The 10,524-nt window shown below is 73.2% G+C and carries 7 protein-coding genes and 1 pseudogene; 4 read left to right on the forward strand and 4 right to left on the reverse strand.

From position 1 onward, the window contains the following. Positions 1-937, reverse strand: a 937-nt coding sequence (locus AB0M20_RS11420) for a glycosyltransferase family A protein (protein WP_364296967.1), incomplete at its 3' end; no start/stop codon positions are given. A 66-nt stretch (positions 938-1,003) separates the two neighbouring features. Between AB0M20_RS11420 and AB0M20_RS11425 the strand changes: the two genes are divergently transcribed. Genes AB0M20_RS11425 through AB0M20_RS11440 form a run of 4 tightly spaced genes read left to right on the forward strand, consistent with a single transcriptional unit; the run spans position 1,004 to position 5,358 of the window. Then, complete coding sequence (locus AB0M20_RS11425) at positions 1,004-2,254, forward strand: glycosyltransferase (protein ID WP_364296969.1); 1,251 nt, start codon at positions 1,004-1,006, stop codon at positions 2,252-2,254. A 3-nt stretch (positions 2,255-2,257) separates the two neighbouring features. Continuing rightward, positions 2,258-2,668 carry a hypothetical protein gene (locus AB0M20_RS11430; protein ID WP_364296971.1) on the forward strand — a complete coding sequence of 137 codons (411 nt, stop codon included), beginning with the start codon at positions 2,258-2,260 and terminating at the stop codon, positions 2,666-2,668. Positions 2,669-2,698: 30 nt separating this feature from the next. After that, positions 2,699-4,201, forward strand: a complete 1,503-nt coding sequence (locus AB0M20_RS11435) for a hypothetical protein (protein ID WP_364296973.1) — start codon at positions 2,699-2,701, stop codon at positions 4,199-4,201. After that, a complete protein-coding gene (locus tag AB0M20_RS11440) occupies positions 4,198-5,358 on the forward strand; it encodes a glycosyltransferase family 2 protein (protein WP_364296975.1) in 1,161 nt (386 codons plus the stop codon). The genes AB0M20_RS11435 and AB0M20_RS11440 overlap by 4 nt, the downstream gene beginning before the upstream one ends. Positions 5,359-5,687: 329 nt before the next feature. On the opposite strand, the gene AB0M20_RS11445 is transcribed toward AB0M20_RS11440, so the two are convergent. From AB0M20_RS11445 to AB0M20_RS11455, 3 genes and pseudogenes are all read right to left on the reverse strand, one after another. After that, positions 5,688-7,748, reverse strand: a complete 2,061-nt coding sequence (locus AB0M20_RS11445) for an acyltransferase family protein (protein WP_364296977.1) — start codon at positions 7,746-7,748, stop codon at positions 5,688-5,690. Further along, positions 7,745-8,993, reverse strand: a pseudogene (locus AB0M20_RS11450) (nucleotide sugar dehydrogenase). Before AB0M20_RS11450 ends, AB0M20_RS11445 begins: the two are co-directional and overlap by 4 nt. After that, the coding region (locus AB0M20_RS11455) for a stealth family protein (RefSeq protein ID WP_364296979.1) at positions 8,990-10,524 on the reverse strand (1,535 nt) is incomplete at its 5' end. The gene AB0M20_RS11455 and the pseudogene AB0M20_RS11450, both read right to left, overlap by 4 nt.

Raw genomic sequence — 10,524 nt, forward strand, 5'->3', positions numbered from 1 at the left:
CCTGCGCCGCCGCCAGCACACCCGGGTCGCGGATCACCACCAGCCGCGCGCGGACGTCGTCGGTGAGGTCGACCAGCTCGGCTTCGCCGTCGTTGACGGCTTCCTGAGTACGGGGGTCCAGGTCGTCCTCGCTCCCGAGGTGCAGCAGCATGACGCGCAGCCCACGGTCCTTGAGCGCGCGCACCTGCCCGAGCCCGGCGTCCTCGCGGGTCCAGTCGGCGACCAGCAGCACGTCGCACGCCCGCCGTCCGCGACGATCGAGCAGCGGCCACGGCTTGACCGGTGGCGCGCCGGCCGACCGCCGGTGCCACACCCGGTACGCCGACCGGTACGCCCGCCGCGCGGCCTCCTTGCGATCCCCGCCGCGCCGCAACAGCACCGCCAGCGACTCGCCGTCGAGATGCACGACGCTTCGCAGCCGCTCGACGAACTCGTCCTCGCCGCCGTGCCGCACCCGGTCGAACCGTTCGCCGGTCCGCCGGATCAGCAGTGGACCGCGCACCAGCGTCCCGCCGTCGAGGTCCGCCGCGGTGAGCAGCGCCGTGCAGGTGACGCCGGCCGCGCCGGGATCGGCGCGCAGGGCGGTCACCTGGCGTTCGAGCCGCCTCGGGTGCGACCAGGAGTCGGACTCCTGGAATGTGACGTAGGCCCCGGTGGCCCGGTCCATGGCGGCGTTGCGGGCGGCGTACCGGCCCTCGTGGGTGCGGCGGCGGAGCAGGCGGATGCGCGGGTCCAGCCCGGCGGCGGTGCGCAGGACGTCGTCGTGGCCGTGCGGGGAGCCGTCGTCGACGAGCAGGATCTCGTGGTTGGTCCAGCTCTGCGCGACCAGGGACCGGATGGAGGCGAGCAGCTCGGACCCCGGCGCGTACGTGGTCACCACGCTGGTGACCCGCTCGGCGTCGCCCACACGCTGCACGAAGTTCGTCCCGTTGATCAACTCAGCGTATGCCCGAAATGGTCGATTCATGCGTGTCGTGGCGGTCCCGCGTGTCGTTGATCGTGCGTGTACGACGTGGCCATCCTCTGCGACCTCCGCGACCCCGGCGGAACTCCGGCCACCGTCGCCGCGCAGATCCGCGCCGCGGCCGGGCTCTCCGTCGTGCTCGTACCCCTCGAATCCCGGCACGACCGGCCCTTCCACCAGGCGATCACCGGCCTTCTCCGCGACGGCCTGGCCGAGCTCGCCTGCGCGGGCGAACAGATCCGTGCCACCGTGCTGGTCGTCGACGGGAGCCCGCCGCCCGGCATCACCTTCGACCGGCGGCTGCCGGTCGGCGACGACCTCGGCCTCCGCCCGGCCCGGCCGCTGCCCGCACCCAGGGCGCCCGCGCCGGTCGAGGCGAAGCGGCGGGTCCTGCTGATCGGCGACGTCACCGACCGGCTGCTCGCCGTCGCCCGCCGCCTGCCGGACACCCTGGAACCCGTGCTGCTCACCGGCGCGGAGACGCTGCCCGCCACGAACCTGCTGGTCGAGCACCTGCCGGACGTGACCGGAGCCCGGTGGCCCGGCTTCCTGCGCGCCCGCCTGCGGCACCTGATCGAGCTGCACGACGCCCATTCGGTCGTGCTCGACGGCCTGCCTCACGACGGGCTGCTCGCCGCGACCGCCGACCATTCGCGGGTGGCCTGGTGGTGGCTGCGCGGGGCGATGTGGCGGCGGGGGATGGGCCTGCGGTGGCGTGGCCGGTCGGCGGCGTTCCACGGGGTGCTCGAGCCGGGCGAGTTCGCGGCCGCGGGCGACGAGGGCTGGACCGCGCGCGAACGGGACGGCGTCACCACGCTCGCGCCGATCACCATGCTGGACCGCGCCGAGCTGCTCGACCGTTCGCTCGCCCGGGAACGGCTGGGCCTCGGCGACGAGCCGGCGGTGGTGCTGCGCGACGTCGACGTGCCGGTGCCCGGCTTCACGCCGATCGACCCCGAGCCGCGCTCCCTGCGCGCGGCCGATCTGGTCGTGTCGGCGGCCGGCTACACGGCGTTCCACGAGACGCTCGCCGCCGGCGTGCCCGCGGTATTCGTGCCGTCGCTCGACGTCGAGGACGACGACCAGCTGGCCCGGGCCCGGTTCGCCGCGGCCGCCGGCGTCGCGCTCTGCGCCGAGCCGTCCGGCGACCTCGGCGACGTGCTGGCCACCGCGGCGCGTCCCGACGTTCGTGCGGCGCTCGCCGCCCGCTGCGCCGAACTGCCCTTCGGCAACGGCGCCGGTGCGGCCGCGGAGTTGATCGCCGCCCGGTTGCTGTCGCCGGTGGCGTGACGCGTGTCCGACGATCGGCTGCGGTGGGAGCTGGCCGCGACGCGCGGGCGGTTGCGGGTGGCCCTTTCCCGTGACGACTCCGTGCATCGGCCAACGCATGTGTACATCGCGGTCGGGCTGCGCCCCGAGACCCTGCGGGCGCTGACCCGTACGTTGTCGCAGCGGCTCACCGTCGCCGCCGATCACCTTCCCGTGGTGCTGACCGACAGCCCGTCGTTCCGGCTCGCACGCACCGCCGGGGTGGTTCTGGAGTATCTGCCGGATGCGCGCACGTGGCGCCGGCACCGGCCCGGCGCCTCCTGGGATGATCTCCTGACCGAGCGCCTGACCAGGATCTTCTTCGACTTCGGGTGTGAGCGCACGGTGGTCGTCGACCCCGATGCGCTGCCCACCCTGGCGGATCTGCTCGCATAACCGACGGCGGACGGGCGTCGTTGCCTCTACGTGACCGTCGAGACGATCAATGTCCCGGTCCGCCAGGACGCGGCCCTCGATCGAGGGCTGTGGCGGCGGACCTGGTGGCGTGCGGTGCTCGTGCCGCTGATCGTGCTCGCGCCGCTGGTGTCCCTGGCGCCGACCGCGGACCATCGGTTCAACCTCTACTGGCACGGCGGGATGTTCCGCGACCACCCGGCCGGCGTCGTCACCCACACGGTGACCACCCTGGACACGTACCTGCGGCTGGGCAACTTCCGGCCGCTCGGGCGAATGCTGGAGAAGTCCCTCGACCTGCTGGCGTACACGATCAGCGACCTGTTCGGGGTGCCGGTCAACGTGTCGTTCCGGCTGGTGTCGTTCCTTGCCGCGGCGCTGCTGTCGGTGGCCGCGACCCTGTTCGCCGAGTCGATGGTGCAACGCGGCCCGCTCTTCGCGGGCCCGCCGTCGAAGCTCGCGGCGACGGTCCCGTTCGCGGTCGGCGGTTCGTTCGTCGCGGCGGGCGGGTCCAGCCCGGCGGTCCTCTTCGGCGGCCTCTACTTCACGTCCGCCGCCCTGGTCCTCGCGGTGGCCGCGGTGGTCTGCCGGATCAGCCCCCGGGCCCGCCACCATTTCGTGCTGCTGATCCTCGCGGGCGGACTGCTCGCGTGCGTCAACGAGATCGCCTACCTGGCGCTGCCGTTCGCCACGGCCGCCGTGCTGGCCCGCGATCGGATGAGGCCGGGCCGGCGTCCGCTGGCCGCCCTCGGCGCGTTGTGGCTCGGTTTCCTGCCGGTCTTCGCGACGGTCCGCCTGGTGATCCACGGGTTCTGCGCGGACGGCGGGTGTTACCGCCTCTCCGACATCACGCTGGGCCCGTCGGTCCTGACGACGATCCCGGTACGCGCAACCGCGTGGGCGCCGCCGCTGATGTGGAGATCCGCGATCCACGGCACCGACGGCTCCTGGCTCGGCGTGGTCCCGGTGCTGGCCCTGATCGCGCTCGGGCTCCTCGCCTGGCGAACTCGGCGCGACATCCCTTATCTGTCCATCGTGGACCGCAGGCGCTTGATGGCACTGGGGCTGGCCGCCGGGGCGCTGGTGCTGCTGGGTGCGACGCTCGCCGCGCTGAACGCCGAGATCCAGCGCGCGCAGTCGTGGGGACTCGGCTGGCGGGACACGGCGGTGACCGCGGCGGCCGGTGCGATCCTGCTCGCCGTGGCGGGTCACCTGCTCTTCCGTCGTACCCTCGGCCTGGTTTTGATCCTCTGCCTGGCGGCGACCGTCACGACGGCGGCCAACAAACGCTTCGCCGACCGCGCCGCCGCCGCACCGCGGGCGATCCTGGCCGACCGGGTGGCGCAGGAGATGGCCGCCTTCGATCCGTCGCCTGCGGGAGACGCCAGGCGATGCGCGTTGCGCGCCGAGTTCCGGGCCGAGCACGCCGACTCGGCCTTCTCGTTGCGCCGCTTCGACCAGTCGCTCGACGTGGCTTCCCGGCAGCTCGCCGGCCGACCCTTCTGCGCCCGATGAGCCTGCTGTCGGTCGTGGCGCCCGTGCACAACGAGGGCGCGGGCGTCGAGCTCTTCGTGCGGCGGGTCGGCGCGGTGCTGGACGCGGCCGGCGAGCGCTTCGAGATCGTGCTGGTCGACGACGGCTCGGCCGACGACTCGTGGAGCCGGATCCGAGCGCAGGGCATCGAGGACAGCCGGGTACGCGGGGTCCAGCTGTCCCGCAACTTCGGCAAGGAACAGGCCGTCCTGGCCGGCTTGGAACACGCCACCGGCGACGCGGTCGTGGTGCTGGACGCGGACCTGCAACACCCGCCCGAGGCCATCCTGCTCATGCTGGCCGCCTGGCGGGCCGGGGCACACGTCGTGGAGGCCGTCAAGCGCAACCGCACCGGCCAGTCCCGGCTCAACCGGGTCGCGGCCCACGCCTTCAACGCGACGTTCACCAGACTCACCACTGTGGACCTGATCGGGGCGACCGACTTCCGCCTGCTGTCCCGCACCGCGGTGGACGCGTTGCTGCGGCTGCCCGAGCACGCGACGTTCTTCCGCGGCACCAGCAGCTGGATCGGCTTCCGCCGGGCGACGGTGGAGGTCGACATCGCGCCGGGCTCCCGCGGCGACTCACGCTGGACGTTCCGGTCGCTGACCCGCCTGGCGGTCAACGGCCTGACCTCCTTCACGGCGGCGCCGCTGCACCTGGTGACGCTGGGCGGGGTGGCCTTCGCGGCCTTCGCCCTGGTGCTGGGCGTGCAGACGATCGTGCGCTGGATGCGCGGAGGCTCGCTGGAGGGCTTCCCCACGGTCATCCTGGTCCTGCTGGTGATGGGCACGTTCATCCTGCTGGGGATGGGGATCATCGGCGAGTACCTGGCCCGGATCCACGACGAGGTCCGGGGCCGCCCGCGCTACCTGGTCCAGGAAAGGTCCGCCCCAGCGGAGCCGGCGTCCGTGTCCAGTCCCGCGTCCGCCGCCACCCAAATCATCCCCACGGCCGGAGCAGTCCGAGCCGGCAGTGCCGATCCCGCCGCGGCGACCAGCCACCGTCCGATCTCCGTTCCGAGTGCCGCCCGGCTCCGGGCCGTCTCCGGACGGGCGTCGTACCGGCGCCGCGCGGCTCGTACCCGTCGGGCGACCGTCCCCGAGCGCTCGACGCAGGCCCGCCGCCGGGCCGACTGACCCCCGCGACGCCGTGACCTGGCCTTTCCGGCCATCTCGGGGCCCCGGAGGGACCGGCCCGGAGGGACCGTCGCGCCCGCCTTTGCTCTGCTTCCTCAGGGGAAGCAGTTCTCGGCACGCTCGATCGACGCCCCGGCTTGCCCCGCTGAAAGAACGGCGCCCGGCCCACTTGATTCCGGCCGGCGTTTGCGCAGCTAACCGGCCCTTTCCTCGCGCAACCCGGGCCCGATCACGGCCGGCTGAGCATCGGCTCGCCAAGGCCGTCGCCGCCGGCAGATGGTCGTCGCGTCCCTGTTTCTGCTTCCCCAGAGGAAGCAGAGCAAAGGGGGTCAGTCGAGGGTGGCGGCCAGGTTGGGGGTCAGGAGGCGGGACCACGTCACCGTCATGTGCCCCCGGTCGCGGAAGACGAGCACGTTGCCCACGATCACCGGGCAGATCCGGGCGGTGCAGAACCACGGCATCGGGTCGATGGTCCTGACGCCCTTCGCCCGCAGCAGTCTCGCGATCGCCACCCGCCGGCTCGCCGACTGCAGCGACTTTTCCCGCTGGTTCGCGCAGGCCGCCGGGTTCTTCAGGTGGGTGGACAGGCAGTCCACCGGCATCAGCGCCTGGTACGGCGTGTCCTCCAGGAAGTAGAGCCGGGCGCCCGTGCCGCGCAGGGCGTTCACCGTCGTGGCCCAGCCGTTGATCCGCACCCGGTTCGCATAGGTCGGATCGTTGATCAGCGCGCCCGAGTCGTCGACCACCCGGTTTTCGCTGGCCACCGCCGACGCGAAGAAGATCCGGCTGGGGTTCAGGCCGGCGATGTGCGCCAGCGCCCGCTCGCGCCATGCCGTGCATTCGTTGTACGGGCGCTTCAGGGTCACGTGGTGGATGCGGAACGAGCCGGCCGTGCACGCGTTCTTGCTGACCACGACCAGCCGCCAGCGCCGCTGCTGAGCGATCTGCTCGAGGGCCGGGAACCATTGCGCCGCATGGGAGTCGCCGAACAGGACGACGGTGTCCCTGGACGCGACGTCGCCATAGGCGCACGGCTGCGCGATCGTGGTGTCGGGCAGATCCGCGGCACAGCCGTCGCCGTAGAGCCGGGGGATGTCGCGGGAGGCGGCGGTCAGCGGCGGCGCGAGATTGACCGGCACCTCGGGCGTCCGCACGCCGGATTCGAGGGCCGCGGGAGTGATCGCGCCCACCGCCGGGGCGCGGTAGGACGTGGCCGCCACCAGGTCCAGGCGGGACACGGCCAGGTATCCCGCAGCGGTCAGCACGGTGATCGACAGACCGAAGGCCACCGCCGCGCGCGGCCGGGCGCGCAGTGCGGGCAGGCGGCGCAGGGGGTTCTCGACCAGGGCGTACGTGGACGCGGCGGCGACCAGGGCGGCCACGGCCAGCGCCAGGTTCACCGCCAGGCCGGGTTCGATGCCCAGGGCGACCGGACCGATCGTCAGGAAGGGCCAGTGCCAGAGATACCAGGAGTACGAGAGCCGGCCGATCGCCTGCAGCACCGGCTCGCCCAACAGGCCCGAGGGCGCGGTCGCCCCACCGGCCAGCACGGCCGCCGCACCCGCCACGGGCAGCGCGGACGCGTACCCCGGGAACTGGGTCTTGGCGGTGAAGACGACGGCCGCCAAGCCGATCGCGAGCAGGCCCGCCCCGCACAGCACCGACGCGAAGCGGGCCGGCAGGCGCAGCGCCAGCACCGCCACCAGCGCGCCGACGCCCAGCTCCCACGCGCGGGTGTGCAGGCCGAAGTAGGCCCACGTCGGGTTCGCGTCGGTCTGCCACACCGAGACCGCGAGCGAGGCGGCGACCAGCAGCGACAGCACCGGCGCCGGACGGCGGCGGAAGACCAGCAGCAGCACCGGCCACACCAGATAGAACTGTTCCTCCACGGCCAGCGACCAGAAGTGCTGCAACGGCGACGCCGCGGTCTCGGCGTTGAGATAGTCGGCGCCGGCCGCGGCCAGCCGGTAGTTGCCGCTGTACAGGCTGGCGAACAGCGCGTCCAGCGCCACCTCCGGCGCACGCAGCGGCGGCAGCCAGCGAACCGCCGCGAGCACGGTGACGGCGGTGACCACGGCCGCGGCCGGCAGCAGCCGCAGCACCCGGCGGGCGTAGAACCCGACCACCGAGATCGTGCCGCCGCCGGCAACCTCGCGCAGCAGCAGGCCGGTGATCAGGTAGCCGGAGATGACGAAGAAGACGTCCACGCCGACGTATCCGCCGCCCAGCAGCGGCACGCCGGCGTGGTATAGCACGACCAGCAGGACGGCGATCGCGCGCAGGCCCTCGATGTCGCGGCGGTGACCGTCGCGGCGTCCGGTCGGCAGCGACCGCCCGGCGCCGTCGACCCGGCGGCGGGTGGGTTTCGGGATGACCCTGGTGTCGGTCACAGCCGGTGCGCCGAGGGGATCGTGGTGACGCCGCGGGTGTCGAAGAACCGCTTTGCCAGGCCGGCCAGGCGGTCCGGGTCGTACTGCCGGTGCGCCTGGACCAGGATCACCAGGTCCGCCGCGGCGCACCCGCCGTCCAGGTCCTCGGTGCGCGCCAGCTCCTCGAACGAGTCGACATGCGGGTCGTGGAAGCTCAGCCGCGCGCCCAGCGCCAGCAGGTGCCGGGCCAGCGGCGTGGCCGGCGACTCCCGGCGGTCCGCGATGTTCGCCTTGTACGTGACCCCGAGCAGCAGGATCGACGCGCCGTGCACCGCGATCCCGTCCGCGTTCAGCAGGTTCTGCGCCCGCCGGGCCACGTACGCCGGCATCGTCGCGTTGATCTCCTGGGCCAGCTCGACGAACCGGAACGGATACCCGAGCCGGCTGCGGACGTTGTGCGACAGGTAGTTGGGGTCGATCGGGATGCAGTGCCCGCCGACGCCGGGGCCGGGGTGGAACGCCTGGAACCCGAACGGCTTGGTGGACGCGGCCCGGATCACGTCCCACAGGTCGACGTCCAGCTCGTGGCAGAACGGCCATCTCGTTGACCAGCGCGATGTTCACGTGCCGGTAGGTGTTCTCCAGCAGCTTCGCCGTCTCCGCCTCCCGGGTCCCGCGGGTGCGGACCACCGTGTCGACGAAGCGCCCGTAGAAGTCGGCGGCCCGCGAGGTGCACGCCGGCGTGTGGCCGCCGACCACCTTGGGCGTGTTCGCCGCGCCGAACACCGGGTTGCCCGGGTCGATCCGCTCGGGCGAGAAGGCGAGGTGGAAGTCGGCCCCGGCGGTCAGCCCGGACATGGTCTCCAGGATCGGGCGGACCAGCTCGTCGGTCGTACCCGGATAGGTCGTGCTCTCCAGCACCACCAGCATGCCGCGCCGCAGGGCCCGGCCCACCGCCTCCGTCGCGCCCAGCACCGCGCTCAGGTCCGGACCGTCCCCTTCGGACAACGGGGTGGGCACGCAGATCACCGCCGCGTCCGCCGTGCCGATCAGCACCGGGTCGGCGGTCGGATGGAAGCCGCCGGCGAGCATGGCCTCGATGTCGGTGTCGTCGAGGTCGTCCACGTGCGAGCGGCCGCCGGCCAGAGACGACACCACCGCCGGGTCGACGTCGAAGCCGAGCACCGAGAGCCCCGCCCGCACCGCCTGCCGGGCCAGCGGCAGGCCGACGTAGCCGAGGCCCAGGATCACAACGTCGTAGCTCACACGTACTCCCAGGTGAGGGTGACCTTCTGCCGGGCGATCGGCGAGGCCGGCTCGAAGGGCGCCCGGAACGGCAGATACGCGGGCAGGAAATCGGCGATCAGCCCGGCCTGCTCGCGAGAGGTCGGGGCGTCGGCGTCCACGTCGTTGAGACAGAACGCGTCCAGGTGCCGGTCCCGCAGCAGCCGGGCCAGCCGGAACGGTGTGCTGGGCGCGGCCAGATCGGTGTAGCTGTAGCGGATCTCGCCGGGGACCGCCCGGCCGGTCAGATACCCGTAGTACTGCTGCAGCGAGGACAGCACCGCGACGTCGTCCGGGTGCCGGAACTGATGCGCGGCGGTGGCCGCCACCGGCCCGGGGAACCGCTCCTCGATCTCGGCCAGCACGCTGCGCCGCGACGGGTGCGGGGTGTGCCTCATCCGCTTGGTCAGCATGCGCCCGAAGGTCTCCTGGATCAGCCTCCGGTTGTTCTTGCCGGACGCCTGCGCGGGCACGTCGTCCGGCGAACGGCCGCCCGGCCCGATCGGCGTGGGGGACGGGAAGAACCGGGTCAGCCCGCCCGGCGTGAAGAACATCCGGGGTGACACCGGCCGGCCCAGCAGGACGTCGTCGTTGAGGTAGAGGAAATGCTCGGCCAGGCCCGGGATCCGGTGCAGCCGTGACTCGATGGCCTGCGAGTTGAAGGTGGGCAGCCGCCCGGTGTCGCCGAAGATCTCGCGGTGGCTGACCACGGTCACGTCCGGGTGCTCGGCGTCCAGCCAGTCCGGCACCTGGTCGTCGGTGACCAGGAAGATGCGGCGGATCCAGGGCGCGAAGCAGTGCACGGCGCGCATCGCGTACCGCAACTCGTCCCGGGAGGCGTAGCGGGAGTCGTTCGCGGCCAGTGGGTGCACCTGCCCGTACGCGGCCAGTGCCTCGTCCTTGCGGCGCCGCCAGACCGGGTCGTCGCCGTCGACCCAGGTGAAGACCGCGTCCACCGGGAAGCACACGCGATCCGGCGGGGCCAGCGTGAACACCCGCCGGGTCCGGTAGGCGGCGCTGTCGTAGGGCGCGCAGAACTCGCTGAAGGCCGGCTCGAACGCGACGATCGGTTCCTCGTGCGCGGCCACCACGTCGGCCACCGGGTTGCCGCGCGGCGCGGCCAGCGTCCCGTCCGGCTGCTCCCGCCAGAACTCGATGTCGCAGCCGAAGTCGTCGCCCAGCACCAGCGACCCGCCGGCGTCGGTGACCGCCCAGGACGCCCGCCACACCCGCGCCCTGCGGCCGCCTGCGCCGATCGCGGCGAGGCGTCCGGCGCCGGGCGCGGTCGCTGCCCGCAGCAGGGCCAGGACGTGGTCCTTGTCCTTCTCGGGTACGGCCACAGCGGTGTGGGTGAACGACTCGCACGGCACCCGGAACCAGTCCACCCCGGCGGCGGTCAGCACGCTCACCACGCGGTCGACGTTGTCCCGGCGCACCGACGCCGGGCTCGCCCCGGTCGCCACCCGGGCGGTCACCGACCCGCGGCCGGTGCGCACCCGGACCAGACCCGGTC

The organism is Actinoplanes sp. NPDC051633 (genome assembly GCF_040681735.1).
Classification (GTDB): domain Bacteria; phylum Actinomycetota; class Actinomycetes; order Mycobacteriales; family Micromonosporaceae; genus Actinoplanes.